We start from the raw sequence: 14,597 nt of genomic DNA on the forward strand, positions 1-14,597 counted from the left end.
GCCCAGCCCGGCATTCCGACTGCCTGTCATTCGTACCCGATATAATGGCTGGCCGTTTCACCCCAATCCCTCCCGCCACCATGCCGTCGCCCTCAGAATCCGCCCCGCCCCGCCCCGAACCGGATCACGGCACCACGGATTCCACGCTGTCCGAGCGCCCGGACAGCCCCTGCATCGGCATTTGCTCGACGCTGTTCGACGAGATCTGCCAGGGCTGCGGCCGCACCGCGGCCGAGGTCAGCAACTGGGTGTTCTTCAGCGAAGAGGAAAAGCAGGTGGTCTGGGAGCGCATTACGCGCGAAGGCACGGGGCAGCGGTTCCGCCAGGGCTGACGCGGCGGCGCTCAGCCGCCCGCCAGCCGCCGCTCCATATCTTCGATTTCGCGCCGTTCCACGCGCTGCCGCGCAAGCTTGCGCCAGTTCTCGGCCAGCGGTGCCAGCTCTGACATTTCCGCAAGCGCGGCATAGTCCAGCCGGTCGACATACAGCACCTGCAGCAGGCGCTGCAGCGACCATCGCGGACAGGGGCGCGCCACCAGTTCCAGCGTATCGCCCGCCGCCACGTCGCCAGTCTCCAGTACACGGTAGTACCAGCCGGTGCGCAGGCTTTGCTGCACGGCGCGCGACATGCCTGCATAGCCGAATCGATGATTGAGCTTCCAGCACGGCTGTCGTGCCTGCGACACCTCCACCAGCGCCGTGCCCAGGCGGAAGCGGTCGCCGATGCAGACGGAGGCCTCGGTCAGCCCGGTGGTGCTCAGGTTCTCGCCGAAGGCCCCCGCAACGTCGAGCACACCGTTGCCTTGCGCGCCGTGCGCAGCCAGTTCCTCGCGCCACGCCGGGTAATGATCGAAGGCGTAGTGGTGCAGCGCCTTTTCCGGACCACCGTGATGGCGCGGATCGCCCTGCCCGTCGCCTTCGAGTCCAAGCGCGGTCACGCGAATCCGCTCGCCAGCCGCGGTCTTGGCGATGCCGCTGGGCACGCCCTTTGGCCCGAACGGGCGTACCTGCCCCGTCAATACGGCGCCGATCGCCGCGCGCACGGGCAATGCCGGCTGGCTCATAGCCCGGCTTCCTCCAGCCAGCGCGCGAACATGCGCTCGCCCGCGGCCGCCACCGTGGCACCGACTTCCGCAGTACGCGCGCGGATGGTGCGCGGATCGATGCCGGCCTTGGCCAGCTCGACGGTATGGCCGATCAGCCAGGCCTCGATATCGCGCGGCATGACCTCGGGGTGGAATTGCAGCGCCAGCACCTGGTTGCCGATGGCATAGGCCTGGTTCCGTACCGCGGCAGTGGACGCGAGCAGTTGCGCGCCGGGCGGAAGGTCGAAGGTATCGCCATGCCAGTGCAGCACCTCCCAGTGGGCGGCAGCCAGTTCTGCCAGCGCGGAATCCTGCCCCGCTGGCGTAGGCGCAATCGGCGCCCAGCCGATCTCGCGCGTGCCCGCGTAGACGCGCGCGCCGGCAGCACGCGCGATCAGCTGCGCGCCCAGGCAAACCCCGATCATCTTGCCGCCAGCCGCCAGGCGTTGGCGGATCAGAGCGATCTCGGCCTCCAGCCAGGGATAGGCATCGGTTTCATAGACACCGATGGGGCCGCCCAGGATCAGCAGCAGGTCGGCCGGATTGTCCGCGACGGGTGCCAGGTCATCGACGCCGGCCTGGAACACCTGCAACGCGTGCCCGCGCGCGCGCAAGGCATTGCCGATCACGCCCGCATGCTCGAATGCGACGTGCTGGATCACATGGGTGGTACGCGTTGCCATCGGGGACTCCTGCCGGTCGAAAGGGGTTCCCATGGTAGCGTCAATTGCTGCGCCCCGCGAAGACCATGGCTGGATCTCGCGTATTTGCGAGCATTCTCAGCACGGCATGTCGTAATCTGCGCTATTTGGTCGCAGCCGGCACCAGGATCAGCGCATCTGGCGCATCCTGCTGCGGCAGCGATGGCACGGGCGGGATCGTCACGTACTCGACCGCGGCCCATTTGCCGGCCCAGTCGCGGTAGCGCGGCAACAGCGCGTTGCCTGACTGCCCGGTGGAGTCCATGAACCGCGACGCCTCCAGGTCCGCCAGGTCATATAGCGCACGCACGCTGGCCGCGTGGGTGTTCTCGAACGGCGCCTTGTCGTCGCGCAGGTTGTGGCGGCCGACATTGACCGTATAGGTATCGCCGCCGGTCGGCACGCGCAGGTTGAACAGCGGCGACAGGTACGCCACCTTGCCGAAGGGCTTGTGCTCGGAGCGGGCCGTGTGCGCCTCGCCCCAGCGCCAGCGGGCGGCGTCGTCGCCGTAGCGGCGCGACAGGTCCGCCATGGCCCGGGTCCAGGCGTCCGCGATGGCGTCGTCGCAGGTCTCTGCCGCGCGCGTATGCTGCCGGTCGCACCAGAACGCGCCCAGCGTGCGCGGATCGCGCAGGATGTTGAGCATGGGCTGCTGCACGTTACGCTGGTCCCACAGGCGGACAAAGATCGCCTCACCCGCCTTCTCTTCGAACAGCCGCCGCGACAACTCGCGCAGCCAGGCGGTGACGACCAGCGGCTCGGCGCGCCCCGGGTCCATGTTTCCGTCCCACTTGCGCAGCGCTTCCAGCAAGGCGCGTTCGCGCTCGGGCCGCGCCGCATCGCGGCTGACGGGCGCGGCCAGCAGCAGCGGCAAGGCATCGCGCACGGCCAGCGAGACCACGTCTTTCTGGATTGCCGCAAAGCTGTCGAAGCTGTGCCTGGGCGTGTCCGCCAGCAGCGCCTTGATCCGGTCAAAGCGATACGGCACGGTCCATTCGCTGGTGATGAAGTACGGGTAGTCCGGTGCGACGATGCGCTGATTGGCCGTCACGATCACGCCGTCGGCCGGGTTGTAGCGGTGCGGCAGTGCCTCGAACGGAATAAAGCCGGTCCAGTCGTAGCGCGCATCCCAGCCGGGCGCCGGCGCCAGCCCCTTGAGGTCGTTGTCGGCCCGGCGCAGCGGCACGCGTCCGGGTGCATAGAAGCCGATATTGCCGTCGACATCGGCATAGACAATGTTCTGCTGCGGCGAATGGAAGTCGCGCAGCGCCGCCGTGAAGCCGGCCCAGTCGCGCGCCTCGTTCATGCGCAGCCCCGCCTGGAAGGTGCGGTCGTCCGGGCGCAGCGCGGTCCACTGGAAGGCCACCACATACTGTGCGCCCAGCGGTCCCGCGGCAGCCGAAAGCGGCTCGGCCACATCGGAAATCACCGGGCCGTGGCGCGTGGCGCGGACCTTCAGCACCACGTCCGGGGCGCCCTTGACGCGGATGGTCTCGGTGCGGATCTCGAATGTGGCCCAGCCGTCCGGGGTCTGGTACTGGGTGTCGTTGCCGGGGCGCAGCCGTTCGATATACAGGTCCTGCACATCGGGCGCGGTATTGGTCAGCCCCCAGGCGATGCGGTCGTTGTGCCCCAGCACCACCAGCGGCATGCCGGGCAGCGTGGCGCCGGCCACGTCCAGGCCGGGCGCCGTCATCCTGGCGAAATACCACAGCGCGGGCGCCTGCAGCCCCAGGTGCGGGTCATTGGCCAGCATCGGCTTGCCCGATTGCGTATGCGCGCCCGACACCACCCAGTTGTTCGAGCCCATGCCCTCGACATAACCCGGCGGCGCCTTGTCGCCGACGCTGGCCATGGCATTCGCCAGCGGTGCCAGTTGCTGGTACAGATGGCCGTAATCCATGGTGCGCACCGGCTGCTCGCCCGGATACGGCGCCAGCAACTCGCTGATGCGGGCCACCGGCAGCACTTGCGCCAGCCGCATGCGCAGGGTTTCCTGGGTCCAGTTGCCGCCCAGGTCCCAGGCCATCATGGTCTGCCAGCCCAGCGTATCGGCCGGCTCCCAGCGCTCGGGCTGCGCGCGCAACAGCAGGAATTCAGGCGGCAGCGGGCCCTTGCGATGGTCGATCCAGGCATTGACGCCGTCGGCATAGGCCTGCAGCGCGGCACGGGTCTCGGGCGAGGCCTGCGCCAGGATGGCCTCGGCATTGCGGCGCACGCCCAGCGTGCGCAGGAACTTGTCGGTATCGAGCGCGGACGGTCCCAGGATCTCCGCAAGCCGGCCTGCCACGACGCGCTTGTTCATCTGCATCTGCCACAGCCGGTCCTGTGCATGGACGTAGCCCAGCGCGAACCAGGCGTCCGCCTTGCTGGCGGCGCGGATATGCGGCACGCCATGGCCGTCGCGCACGACCGTGACCTGGCCGCGCAAACCCGCCAGCGCTTCCTGGCCGGATGCAGGCGGCTGCGCCGCATGGCGATACCAGACCAGGGCCGCGGCAGCGCCGGCCACCGCCAGCACCAGCAGCCCCGCCACAAACCTGGTCAGCCGACCAAACCAGCGCATCGTTGCTCCCCCAATGACTCTCGTTATGTTGTGCGTGTTTTCCGCACATTATCCGCACGAAAAAATGCCCGGGCCAGCCGGGCATTTCCCATATTGCATCAACGCCGCTCGGCGCCGCATCAGGCCGCCGGCTTCTTCAGCTGCAGCGACTTGTACTCCAGGAATTCCTCCAGGCCGTACTTGCCCGCTTCGCGTCCGTTGCCGGACTGCTTGTAGCCGCCAAACGGCGCCTGCATATTGAACGGGCCGCCGTTGATATCGACCTGCCCGGTGCGGATGCGGCGCGCCACGCGGATCGCGCGTGCCTCGTCACCGGACCAGACCCCGCCGCCCAGGCCATAGATGCTGTCATTGGCGATGCGCACCGCGTCTTCCTCGGTGTCATAGCAGATGATCGACAGCACCGGCCCGAAGATCTCTTCCTGCGCCACGGTGGCACGCGGCTCCACGTTGCCGAGCACGGTCGGCTTGACGAAGAAGCCCTTGTCCAGCCCTTCCGGGGTGTCCGGACCGCCAGCTACCAGCTCGGCACCCTCTTCCAGGCCCCGGCGGATATAGCCGGTCACGCGGTCCTTCTGCACCGCGGAGATCAGCGGTCCCAGCTTGCTGGCTTCCTGCAGCGGATCGCCCACGGTAAAGCCCTCGACCACCTTCTGCGCGATCGCCTTCACTTCATCGTAACGGGCCCGCGGCACCAGCATGCGGGTATGCGCCGAACAGGTCTGGCCGGAATTCAGGAAGCAGGCACTGATGGTGCCCTTTACCGCCGACGGCAAGTCGGCGTCGTCCAGGATCACCGAAGCGGACTTGCCGCCCAGCTCCAGCGCCACGCGCTTGACGGTCTGCGAGGCCAGTTCAGACACGCGCTTGCCGGCGCGGGTCGAACCCGTGAACGACACCATGTCGACTTCCGGGTGGCTGGCCAGCACCTCGCCCACCACCGGGCCATAGCCGGTCACCAGGTTGAACACGCCCGGCGGCAGGCCGGCGGCCTCGATCACCTCGGCCAGCACGAAGGCATTGAGCGGCGCCACCTCGGAGGGCTTGAGCACGACGGTGCAGCCGGCGGCCAGGGCCGGCGCCACTTTGAGCGTGATCTGGTTGAGCGGGTAGTTCCACGGGGTGATGGCACCCACCACGCCCACGGGCTCGCGCACCACCAGGGAGTTGCCGACCTCTTCCTCGAAGCGGAAACCGTCCAGCAGCTTGGCGGCCTGGCCCCAGTTGTAGACCGGCCCGCCCACCTGGATCGCGCGCGCCAGCTTGATCGGCATGCCGACTTCGCCGGCGATCAGCTGGGCCAGCTCTTCGCTGCGCGCCTTCAGGCCTTCGGCGATCTTGGCGATATAGCCGGCACGCACCGCCGGCGGCGTGGCCGACCAGCTGTCGAAGGCCGCGCGGGCCGCCTGGATGGCATCTTCGGCGTCGCGCGCCGAGCCTTCGGGGATGGTGCCCATCACCGCCTCGGTGGCGGAATGGATGACGTCGATCGTGCCGTTGCCGTGGGGAGCGACCCACTTGCCGTTAATAAAGAGTTTGTCTCGTTGTTGCATGGCCACAGTTCTCGGTTTGGTGAATTGGCGATTGCAATTTTTTGTTACTTTTATGGTGCACGCACATTGTAGAGCGGATTCGGGACTATGTTTTTGCGCCGCGGAAAGCCGCGCATACCGCTCCGGGCAAGAAGGTGGCGATAATCGGCCGCACCACCTGACAGGGACTCTAGCCAAAGGCGGTCGGACATAACAAGGGGTGAGACATGGTCGATCCGATCTACCGCAAGACGGATGCGGGACAGGACGAGATCCGGACGCGTGCACGCAAGCTTGACCACAAGCTGCGCGCGCTGCTGCTGATGGTCAACGGCGAGCGCCGCGGGCAGGAATTGCTGGCGCAGGTGGCCGGCATGGGGGTGGCACCCGAGGCCATCGACACACTGGTGGCACAAGGGCTGGTCGAAGCCGTCCCGGAGCCGGCACGGCCGCCCGCTGCGGTGGCACCGGCACAGGCACCGGCGCGGGTCACGGCTGCCGCCGACACCAATATGTTCTCCGTGTATGCAATGCGGCACGCACGCGCCCCCGAGGTGCCCGAGACGCCGCAACCGACCGATACCGCGGCCCCTTCGCCCGCCGACATCGCGGCCTTCGAGAGCCTGTATCACTTCTATACCGACGTGATCGGGCAGCATCTCGGCCTGCGCGGCTACATGCTGCAGGTGAAGGTCGAAAGGGCCACCGACCTGCCCGCCCTGCTGGCGCTGCGCGAACCGCTGCATGCGGCACTGCTCAAGGCCAAGGGCGACATCACCGCGCGTGCCATCACGAGCCAGCTCGACCAGATCACAGATCGCATCGCCGCCGGCTGAGATTCCGGCGCACCAATGAAAAAGGCCGCCCGGAGGCGGTCTTCTCTCATCGTCAACGTCCCGACGCTCAGCCGTCGATACCCTGCGACTGCAGGTACTCGTCATACGTACCCAGGTAGTCCGTCAGCGTGCCGTCGGTGCGCACTTCGATCACGCGCGTCGCCAGCCCGCTGATCAGCTCGCGGTCGTGCGAAACGAAGATCAGTGTGCCCGTGAACTTGTCCAGCGCGATCTGCAGCGATTCGATCGACTCCATGTCCATGTGGTTGGTCGGCTCGTCCATGGCCAGCACGTTGTGGCGGCCCAGCATCAGCTTGCCCCAGATCATGCGGCCCTTCTCGCCGCCGGACAGCACCTTGACCGACTTCCTGATGTCGTCGGCCGAGAACAGCAGGCGGCCCAGCGTGCCGCGCAGCGAGGTCTCGTCGTCGCCGGCCTGCGTCCACTGGCTCATCCAGTCCATCACGTCGCGGTTGTCCGGGAATTCCTCGTAGGTATCCTGCGGCATGTAGCCGACGTTGGCGTTCTCGGCCCACTTGACCGTGCCGCGGTCCACTTCCACGCCGCGCTGCACGCCGGTCTGCACCGCGCCGTTGAGCAGGCTGCGCAGCAGCGTGGTCTTGCCCGCGCCGTTCTCGCCGATGATCGCCACGCGCTCGCCGGCCTGAATCGCCAGCGACAGGCCGTCGATGATCTTGCGGTCGTAGGTCTTGGTGATGTTCTCCACTTCCACGGCCAGGTTGTGCAGCTTCTTCTCGAACTCGAAGCGGATGAACGGGTTCTGGCGCGACGACGGCTTGATGTCGTCGACCTTGATCTTCTCGATCTGCTTGGCGCGCGAGGTGGCCTGGCGGGCCTTGGACTTGTTGGCCGAGAAGCGGCGCACGAAGTCCTGCAGCTCGCTGATGCGCTCCTTGGCGCGCGCGTTGGCGGCAACCTGGCGCTCGCGGGCCTGCATCGACGCTTCCATGTAGTCGTCGTAGTTGCCCGGGTAGACCTTGAGCGTGCCGTAGTCCATGTCGGCCATGTGGGTGCAGACCGAGTTCAGGAAGTGGCGATCGTGGGAGATGATGATCATGGTGGAGTTGCGCTCGTTGAGCACGGTCTCCAGCCAGCGGATCGTGTTGATGTCCAGGTTGTTGGTCGGTTCGTCCAGCAGCAGCACGTCCGGGTTCGAGAACAGTGCCTGTGCCAGCAGCACGCGCAGCTTCCAGCCCGGGGCCACGTCGCTCATGTTGCCCTGGTGCTGGCTGGTGGGGATGCCCACGCCCAGCAGCAGTTCGCCGGCACGGGCCTCGGCGGTGTAGCCGTCGTATTCGGCGTACTTGGCCTCCAGCTCGGCGGCCTTCATGTAGTCTTCGTCGGTCGCTTCCGGGTTGGCGTAGATGGCGTCGCGCTCCTGCGCGGCGGCCCACATCTCGGTGTGGCCCATCATCACCACGTCCAGCACGCGCATGTCTTCATAGGCGAACTGGTCCTGGCGCAGCTTGCCCAGACGCACGCCCGGCTCCAGCATGACGTTGCCCGACGACGGTTCCAGGTCGCCGCCCAGGATCTTCATGAAGGTGGACTTGCCGCAACCGTTCGCGCCGATCAGGCCGTAGCGGTTGCCCTCGCCGAATTTGACCGAGATATTCTCGAACAACGGCTTGGGGCCGAACTGCATGGTGATGTTTGCGGTAGAAAGCACGTCTTGAACCTTGTCTGGAGATTGTGGCGCCGCGGCGCTGGCCGCGGCTTGCCGGTTTTGCACACGAGGCGCACCCCATGCCGCTCAGGGACGGGCCTTGCCGGAGATGCATCGCGCTGGCCCGGAGTCATCCGGCGGCCATGGCTGGCGATGCGGCACGGGCCGCGCCCGGTTCATGCGAGAACCCGGCAGGAAGTCAGGAAATAACCCTACATTCTATCATCCGGACGCATTCCTTGCACCCGGATGCGCGGCATTGGACGATGCGGCCGGTCAGGCCAGTGGCGGCAGCACCGGATAGCCGGAAAACGCCATGCTGAAGCCATCCGCACGTGCGGCCAGCCGCACCTGGGCGCCGACCGGCAGCGTCAGCTTGCGCGCGCAGTGGCCGAACGGCAGCCCGGTCAGCACCGGCACCGGCAACTGGTCGCGCAGGTAGGCCACCACTGCGTCCATGTCGTAGCCGTTGTCGTAGTCGGTGACGCGGTAATTGGAGAAATCGCCCAGCACGATGGCGCGCTGCGCGCCCAGCACGCCGGCCTGCTGCAGCTGGATCAGCATGCGCTCCACCCGGTACGGTGGCTCGTTGATGTCTTCCAGGAACAGCACCCCGCCCTCCACCTGCGGCATGAAAGGCGTGCCCAGCAGGCTGCACAGCATGGCCAGGTTGCCGCCCCAGAGCGTGCCTTCCACGCTGCCTGAGAACGGTTGTCCGCCCGACTGCGGCGCCGCGACATCGACGCTGTACGCCGGGTTGCGCAGGATGCCTTCGAAATGCTCCCACATGAAGGGATCCACCACCTCGGCACCAAAATCCGCCAGCAGCATCGGCCCCGCAAAGGTGACGGCACCCGTCGCCGCCAGGCAGGCCAGCTGGAACGCGGTGAAGTCGCTGTGGCCGACGATGGGCGTGCCGCTGGCGCTGGCCTGCGCGGCGATGCGGGCAAAGTCGACTTGCGCCAGCAGCCGCGCGATGCCATAGCCGCCGCGCACCGCCAGCGTCAGCTCGTGCGGCGCGCCGGTGCCGATGGCATGGAGGTCGGCCAGCCGCTCTGCATCCGTGCCGCCAAAGCGCAGGTAGCGCCGCGCCAGCACGTCGGGGTTGGTCATGTGGTAGCCATGATGCTTGAGCCAGGCACAGCCGCGCGCGGCAATGGCGACGTCGTGCGGATACCCGGACGAGGCGATCAGTCGGACTTCGGTATGCGGCGGCCTGCTGTTCGGCGTGCTCATGCTTCGGTGTCGTTGTTCTTGTCGGGATCGGTGACAGGCGCGGCGGCGTCCTGCTGTGCGGCCTTCTGCGCGGCTTTCTGCGCCCGGCGGCGCGCGCCGAAGAAATCCTTCAGCATCTGGCCGCAGGTGTCGGCCAGCACCCCGCCGGCAATGGTGGTCTGGTGGTTGAGCTGCGCCTGCTCGAACAGGTTGAGCACGCTGCCGGCGGCGCCGGTCTTGGGGTCGGCTGCACCGAACACCACGTGGCGCAGCCGCGCGTGCAGGATCGCGCCGCTGCACATGACGCACGGTTCCAGCGTCACGTACAGCTCGCACTCGGGCATGCGGTAGTTGCCGATCACCTGGGCGGCGGCGCGCAGCGCCTGCATCTCGGCATGGGCGGACGGGTCCACCGAGCGGATCGGCAGGTTGTGGCCGCGAGCGATGATGGTGTCGTTCCAGACCACCACCGCGCCCACCGGCACTTCGCCGGCGGCTTCGGCCAGGCGGGCTTCTTCCAGCGCGGCGCGCATGTAACGCGCGTCGCGCTCGGCAGCCTCGGCCGGGTCTTCAGGCAGGGCGCGCAGCGCGCGCAACGGCAGCGGTGGCGTCTCTGGCATCGTCCCCGCTCAGTCCTGCGCCGGCAGCACCGCGGGCGCGCTCACTTCCGCCCAGCAGTTGGGCGTTTCGAACAGCACCAGCCTGGTCAGCTGCAGGTGGTGACCGAAGCAGTCCTTGAACACCGGCGCCAGGATGTCGAAGGCAACCTGGGCCAGGTTCTCGACCGTCGGGATCGCGTCCAGCACCACGGTCTTGTGCCCTTCCATCGATTGCAGGAAGTTCAGCAGCGCGGTGTCACCACGGTAGATCAGGAAGGCATGGTCCCACTTGTTGACCAGGTGCTCGTTGGCGAGCGCCTTGATGTCGCCGAAGTCCAGGATCATGCCGTCATCCGACGCGCCCTCGCGGTGCAGGACCTCGCCCGACAGCGTCAGGTCCAGCCGGTAGCGGTGTCCGTGGATATTGCGGCACTGGCCGCAGTGGTTCGGGATGCGGTGGCCGGAGTCGAACTCCAGCCGGCGGGTAATGGAAACTTGTTTGCTCATGTGTACCGGCGCCGGTGCCGGCCGCCTGCGTTGGGACGGACACTGCGCGCGCGTCCGAAGCCTGTATTGTGTACGTTTTGCCGCCCGTTGGGCGACCTGTCGATACCGTGGATGCCGCGCCGCTCAGCGGATGCCGAGCAGCTTGTGAGTCTGCAGCGACAGCCGCCAGCGCGGATGGCGCTGGCAGAACGCCACCGCGGCGGCGGTATTTTCCCTCGCCAGCGGGCCATCCATGGCCTGCACCAGGAAATGGCGGAAATCAAGCTGCTCGTATGCGGCAAAGTCCTGGCCCTCCTGCGGGATCACGACTTTGAGCTCGTCACCACGCGTGACCACCAGTTCCGAGCCCATCTTGGGGCTGACGCAGACCCAGTCGATGCCCGGCGGCACGGCGATGGTGCCGTTGGTTTCGATCGCAATCTCGAAGCCCTGCGCATGCAGCGCGTCGATCAGCGGCGCGTCCAGTTGCAGCAGCGGCTCGCCCCCGGTGCAGACCACCAGCGGCTGGCCGCCGGCGCCCTGCGGCCATTCCGACGCGACCACCGCGGCCAGTTCCTCGGCCGTGCGGTACTTGCCGCCGCGCGTGCCATCGGTGCCGACGAAATCCGTATCGCAGAACTGGCACACCGCGCTGGCGCGGTCTTCTTCGCGGCCGCTCCACAGGTTGCAGCCGGCAAAGCGGCAGAACACCGCGGCGCGGCCGGCGTTGGCGCCTTCGCCCTGCAGCGTATAGAAGATTTCCTTGACGGCGTAAGTCATGCGTGGGGGGTCTCTCTGGGACCGTTTGGGGACCGTTAACGGGCATTCGGCCGCCCTTGGGCTGGCCGGGGTTTCAACAGGTATTGGGCAAAGGCCGGATAACAAGTATCACGGATCTGGGCTCGGGCTCCCGGATCGGCGCCGCATGGCTGGCAGCGCGGGCGGTGTGCACCGGGTTTTCCGTGCATGGCTCCGGGCACTGCCGGAGGAACCGCCTGTGGCCTGTCGCAGGCTGCGTCCGGCCGGTCCGGACGTAATGCAAGTATACCAGAGGGGTCAGGGTTTCCGCTTAGAGGCTGGCGGGATGCGGTCCCGGCCGCCGGCCAGGCGCGCGGCAAATATCTCCTGCAGATCACCCGGTTTTGCTGCAAAGGGCCGCCATCGGCGCCCCGGTGCTGATCGCGCTGACCGGCGGCTGCCGCCCAAGCTGCTGTTCGACAATGAAAAAGCCGGGATCCGCGCCCGGCTTTTTCCTACTGGCCCCGCTCGGCTTCTTACTTCAGCCCCAGGTAGTCGCGCTTGCCAATCTGCACGCCCTTGTGGCGCAGGATGTCATAGGCCGTGGTCACGTGAAAATAGAAGTTGGGCAGCGCAAAACCCAGCAGGTAGGACTTGCCGTCGAATGTCATCGGCCCCTGGCGCAGCTTCAGCTCGATCGCGCGCTGCTCGCTGCCTTCCAGCTGCTCAGGCGTGATCTGCTCCAGGAACCCGATGGTGCGGGCGATGCGGTCCCGCAGTTCGGCAAAGGTGGTTTCGGTATCGGCGAACGAAGGCACCTCGATGCCTGCCAGCCGCGCGGCGCAGCCCTTGGCGGCGTCGCTGGCGCGCTGCACCTGTGCCGGCAGCGCATCCATGTCGGCGATCAGGCGGGTCTGGATCAGGTCGGCCGGGTCCATGCCCTGCGCCTGGGCGTGGGCCGCGCCCTTGTCCAGGATCGCGGCGAGATTGCCGAGCGCGCGGATGAACAAGGGAATCGAGACTTCGTACATCGAGAGTGCCATGGGGTCTCCTGTGCAGGCCTTGGTTGGAAATTCCTGTGGTCGGGGGCCGTCGGGCCGCACCGCTGCCGCGAGCATAGACCGGATCGGCATTTGCTGCCGGATTACCCCTGCGCGCACGCGGCAGGCGGCTGGATGTCGCGTAGCACTTTACCGATCGAGGCCAGGAAGCGGCGCCCCGCCAATGGCAGCGGCGCCAGGCCGGAATGGGTCGCGCAGATTTCCAGGCCGACCGCGGGCAACACCGGCCGCACCGCCAGCGCCGCGCGCATGGCCGGCGTCACGCTCCACGCATCCACCAGCGCCAGCCCCAGGCCCTGCTGCACAAAGGCGCATGCCGTGACCGGCGAATGCACCTCGATGGCGGGGGCGCCGCTGTCGCTGTCGCCGAAGAAGCCGGCCAGCGCACGGCCCAGCGGCGTGTCGGGCGGATAGCCGATCCACGCGCTGCCGGCAACATCCTCCGGCGTCACCACCTCGCGGCCTGCGAGCGGATGGTCCGGCGGCAACACGCACAGCATCGGCTGGCGCCCGAGCAGCGTGGACGACAGCGTCGGATGCCCCGCCGGCACCATCGACACGCCGACGTCGGCCCGACCGCTCAGGAAAATGCCGACCAGTTCGTCGAAGGTGACGCTGCGGTAGTCGACGCGCGTGGGCACGCCGCAGCCAGGTCGTTGACGCGCTGTACGCCGCTATAGACCTGCTCGACCTCGGCAAACAGGCGCCGCGCTGGGCGCCGAGCCTGCCGGCGGCTCGCCCGCGCAGCTCCGGCAGCTGATCGATGCCGAGACCGCCAAGTGGCGTGCCCTGATTACGTCGGCCCATATCGAGCAGCTGGACTGAACCATGCCCGCGCAACCAGACATTGCCAGAGGGAAGACCTGAGGGCCTGCGGGAAAGATGGCGTGCCCACAACGGGCAACCGGCGACCGGCAACCTGAATTAACATATCCGGTCATCGTCCCCGCTATCTTGCGGCCTTGTGGCCGCGCCCCACATGAACGCGCCGTTCCCTCTTCGCACGGAATGCCCGCCCGGCGCCTGTATCTGCGGGCGCGAAGCCTTGCTGAGTGACCCCAACGCCGACCTGCGCGTGCTGCGGCTCACCCGGGCCGAAGAAAAGCGGCTGGTCGAACGGCTTGAGCGCCTGACCAGCCTGGCTGAATTGCAGCGCATGGAAAGCCTGATGCAGACCCAGCTGGGCATCGTGCTCACCATTACCCCCAGCGCGCGCGGCGTGCGCACGGTGCGCGGCATCAGCATCCAGGTGCAGGAGCAGCCCGGCCTGTGCCGCAAGATCCGCCAGTCGATCCCAGCCGCCATCCGCCGCAGCATGGAAGAGCATCCCGAGATCGCCTATGCGATCGTGGATGCGCATGACCTGCTGGGCGGCATCTGACCAGGCCCGCGGAGCCGTTCAGGCGTTGCTGTCCGCAAGGCGCATCGCGTGTTCGCGGATATCCGCCGGCCATGCCTCGAGCCGCTGCGCAAAGCCCGCCACATCGCCCGCGAACAAGGCCCGCGTGGCCTCCTCGAAGCCGGGCAAATCTCCCGCCATCGCCACCATGAAGTGGTAGGCCCGTTCGCTGGCGCGGCGGCTGCGGTCCTTGTCCGCGTGGTCCCCGCGCGCCTGCTCGACCAGCTTGCGCAGGGCCACCGATGCCCCGCCTGGCTGGGCGGCCAGCCATTGCCAATGGCGCGGCAGCAGCGTCACCTCGCGCGACACCACGCCAAGCTTCGGGCGCCCGCGGCCCCGGGGCTCGGCCACGTCCGCTGCTTCGTCGTTGTCGCCGGCTGGCTGCCGCACGGATTCGAGCTGCGCGGCGCGCTCTGCCGTGCGCTCAAGTACGGCGGCCTCCGTCCCGCTCGTATCCAGGTCGATCGAGCGCCCGGTGCCGTCGTCGAAAACCAGCACGGGTCCGCCCGCGCCGGCTTCCAGCGCACGCTTGAGCGCCAGCGCATTGGCTTGCAGCGGGCCCGTGGCGATACGCCGGTGGCCGTCGAAGGTGGTGTAGCTGTGAAGCGTTGCGTTGGTCATGCGGATGCCCCTGGGAGACGATTTCCGAATATTACCCGGATAAAATACGATGTCAATATCATCCGGGTATAA

General features: G+C 67.6%; 15 protein-coding genes. 3 read left to right on the forward strand and 12 right to left on the reverse strand.

Annotated features, from left to right (window positions below; translation table 11 throughout):
- Positions 1-80: 80 nt before the first annotated feature.
- A complete protein-coding gene (locus AC3WQZ_RS10380; protein WP_439667921.1) occupies positions 81-332 on the forward strand; it encodes a DUF1289 domain-containing protein in 252 nt (83 codons plus the stop codon).
- A gap of 11 nt (positions 333-343) precedes the next feature.
- Here AC3WQZ_RS10380 and AC3WQZ_RS10385 read toward each other — a convergent pair whose 3' ends face one another.
- From AC3WQZ_RS10385 to AC3WQZ_RS10400, 4 genes are all read right to left on the reverse strand, one after another.
- On the reverse strand, positions 344-1,063 hold the full coding sequence (locus AC3WQZ_RS10385; RefSeq protein ID WP_492300470.1) for an MOSC domain-containing protein: 720 nt from the start codon (positions 1,061-1,063) through the stop codon (positions 344-346).
- On the reverse strand, positions 1,060-1,767 hold the full coding sequence (locus AC3WQZ_RS10390; RefSeq protein ID WP_439667923.1) for a glutamine amidotransferase: 708 nt from the start codon (positions 1,765-1,767) through the stop codon (positions 1,060-1,062). Before AC3WQZ_RS10390 ends, AC3WQZ_RS10385 begins: the two co-directional genes overlap by 4 nt.
- A 121-nt stretch (positions 1,768-1,888) precedes the next feature.
- The gene (locus AC3WQZ_RS10395; protein ID WP_439667924.1) at positions 1,889-4,351 is read right to left on the reverse strand and encodes a penicillin acylase family protein; all 2,463 of its coding nucleotides are present in this window, start codon (positions 4,349-4,351) and stop codon (positions 1,889-1,891) included.
- 119 nt (positions 4,352-4,470) lie between these two features.
- The gene (locus AC3WQZ_RS10400; RefSeq protein WP_492300472.1) at positions 4,471-5,904 is read right to left on the reverse strand and encodes an aldehyde dehydrogenase family protein; all 1,434 of its coding nucleotides are present in this window, start codon (positions 5,902-5,904) and stop codon (positions 4,471-4,473) included.
- Positions 5,905-6,110: 206 nt separating this feature from the next.
- Between AC3WQZ_RS10400 and AC3WQZ_RS10405 the strand changes: the two genes are divergently transcribed.
- A complete protein-coding gene (locus AC3WQZ_RS10405; RefSeq protein ID WP_492294074.1) occupies positions 6,111-6,719 on the forward strand; it encodes a hypothetical protein in 609 nt (202 codons plus the stop codon).
- Between the two features lie 67 nt (positions 6,720-6,786).
- Here AC3WQZ_RS10405 and AC3WQZ_RS10410 read toward each other — a convergent pair whose 3' ends face one another.
- The 7 genes from AC3WQZ_RS10410 to AC3WQZ_RS10440 form a co-directional block, all read right to left on the reverse strand.
- Positions 6,787-8,409, reverse strand: a complete 1,623-nt coding sequence (locus tag AC3WQZ_RS10410) for an ABC-F family ATPase (RefSeq protein ID WP_454750471.1) — start codon at positions 8,407-8,409, stop codon at positions 6,787-6,789.
- Positions 8,410-8,682: 273 nt separating this feature from the next.
- The gene (gene ldcA, locus AC3WQZ_RS10415; protein ID WP_010809537.1) at positions 8,683-9,642 is read right to left on the reverse strand and encodes a muramoyltetrapeptide carboxypeptidase; all 960 of its coding nucleotides are present in this window, start codon (positions 9,640-9,642) and stop codon (positions 8,683-8,685) included.
- Positions 9,639-10,241 (reverse strand): tRNA adenosine(34) deaminase TadA, encoded by a 603-nt coding sequence (tadA, locus tag AC3WQZ_RS10420; RefSeq protein ID WP_010809538.1) that lies wholly within the window; start codon positions 10,239-10,241, stop codon positions 9,639-9,641. Before tadA ends, ldcA begins: the two co-directional genes overlap by 4 nt.
- 9 nt (positions 10,242-10,250) lie before the next feature.
- The gene (locus AC3WQZ_RS10425) at positions 10,251-10,727 is read right to left on the reverse strand and encodes a 6-pyruvoyl trahydropterin synthase family protein (RefSeq protein WP_010809539.1); all 477 of its coding nucleotides are present in this window, start codon (positions 10,725-10,727) and stop codon (positions 10,251-10,253) included.
- Positions 10,728-10,850: 123 nt separating this feature from the next.
- Positions 10,851-11,486: a 7-carboxy-7-deazaguanine synthase gene (gene queE / locus AC3WQZ_RS10430; protein ID WP_010809540.1), complete on the reverse strand. Its 636-nt coding sequence runs from the start codon at positions 11,484-11,486 to the stop codon at positions 10,851-10,853.
- Between the two features lie 494 nt (positions 11,487-11,980).
- Complete coding sequence (locus AC3WQZ_RS10435) at positions 11,981-12,487, reverse strand: DUF1993 domain-containing protein (protein ID WP_439670570.1); 507 nt, start codon at positions 12,485-12,487, stop codon at positions 11,981-11,983.
- A gap of 101 nt (positions 12,488-12,588) precedes the next feature.
- Positions 12,589-13,146 carry a LysR substrate-binding domain-containing protein gene (locus AC3WQZ_RS10440; protein ID WP_011615399.1) on the reverse strand — a complete coding sequence of 186 codons (558 nt, stop codon included), beginning with the start codon at positions 13,144-13,146 and terminating at the stop codon, positions 12,589-12,591.
- Between the two features lie 338 nt (positions 13,147-13,484).
- On the opposite strand from AC3WQZ_RS10440, the gene AC3WQZ_RS10445 reads away from it, so the two are divergent.
- Positions 13,485-13,886, forward strand: coding sequence for a hypothetical protein (locus tag AC3WQZ_RS10445; RefSeq protein WP_010809543.1), 402 nt, complete (start codon positions 13,485-13,487; stop codon positions 13,884-13,886).
- A gap of 18 nt (positions 13,887-13,904) precedes the next feature.
- On the opposite strand, the gene AC3WQZ_RS10450 is transcribed toward AC3WQZ_RS10445, so the two are convergent.
- Positions 13,905-14,525, reverse strand: a complete 621-nt coding sequence (locus AC3WQZ_RS10450; RefSeq protein ID WP_492300474.1) for a DUF2239 family protein — start codon at positions 14,523-14,525, stop codon at positions 13,905-13,907.
- Positions 14,526-14,597 lie beyond the last annotated feature (72 nt).

This window comes from Cupriavidus sp. FW305-26, from assembly GCF_058787975.1.

Excerpts from the sequence above, each read along its gene's own strand:
- AC3WQZ_RS10450 (WP_492300474.1), bottom strand. The coding sequence starts at position 14,525 with ATGACCAACGCAACGCTTCACAGCTACACCACCTTCGACGGCCACCGG.
- AC3WQZ_RS10405 (WP_492294074.1), top strand. The coding sequence starts at position 6,111 with ATGGTCGATCCGATCTACCGCAAGACGGATGCGGGACAGGACGAGATC.
- AC3WQZ_RS10425 (WP_010809539.1), bottom strand. The coding sequence starts at position 10,727 with ATGAGCAAACAAGTTTCCATTACCCGCCGGCTGGAGTTCGACTCCGGC.
- AC3WQZ_RS10445 (WP_010809543.1), top strand. The coding sequence starts at position 13,485 with ATGAACGCGCCGTTCCCTCTTCGCACGGAATGCCCGCCCGGCGCCTGT.
- AC3WQZ_RS10380 (WP_439667921.1), top strand. The coding sequence starts at position 81 with ATGCCGTCGCCCTCAGAATCCGCCCCGCCCCGCCCCGAACCGGATCAC.
- AC3WQZ_RS10390 (WP_439667923.1), bottom strand. The coding sequence starts at position 1,767 with ATGGCAACGCGTACCACCCATGTGATCCAGCACGTCGCATTCGAGCAT.
- AC3WQZ_RS10395 (WP_439667924.1), bottom strand. The coding sequence starts at position 4,351 with ATGCGCTGGTTTGGTCGGCTGACCAGGTTTGTGGCGGGGCTGCTGGTG.
- AC3WQZ_RS10400 (WP_492300472.1), bottom strand. The coding sequence starts at position 5,904 with ATGCAACAACGAGACAAACTCTTTATTAACGGCAAGTGGGTCGCTCCC.
- tadA (WP_010809538.1), bottom strand. The coding sequence starts at position 10,241 with ATGCCAGAGACGCCACCGCTGCCGTTGCGCGCGCTGCGCGCCCTGCCT.
- AC3WQZ_RS10385 (WP_492300470.1), bottom strand. The coding sequence starts at position 1,063 with ATGAGCCAGCCGGCATTGCCCGTGCGCGCGGCGATCGGCGCCGTATTG.
- queE (WP_010809540.1), bottom strand. The coding sequence starts at position 11,486 with ATGACTTACGCCGTCAAGGAAATCTTCTATACGCTGCAGGGCGAAGGC.
- ldcA (WP_010809537.1), bottom strand. The coding sequence starts at position 9,642 with ATGAGCACGCCGAACAGCAGGCCGCCGCATACCGAAGTCCGACTGATC.
- AC3WQZ_RS10435 (WP_439670570.1), bottom strand. The coding sequence starts at position 12,487 with ATGGCACTCTCGATGTACGAAGTCTCGATTCCCTTGTTCATCCGCGCG.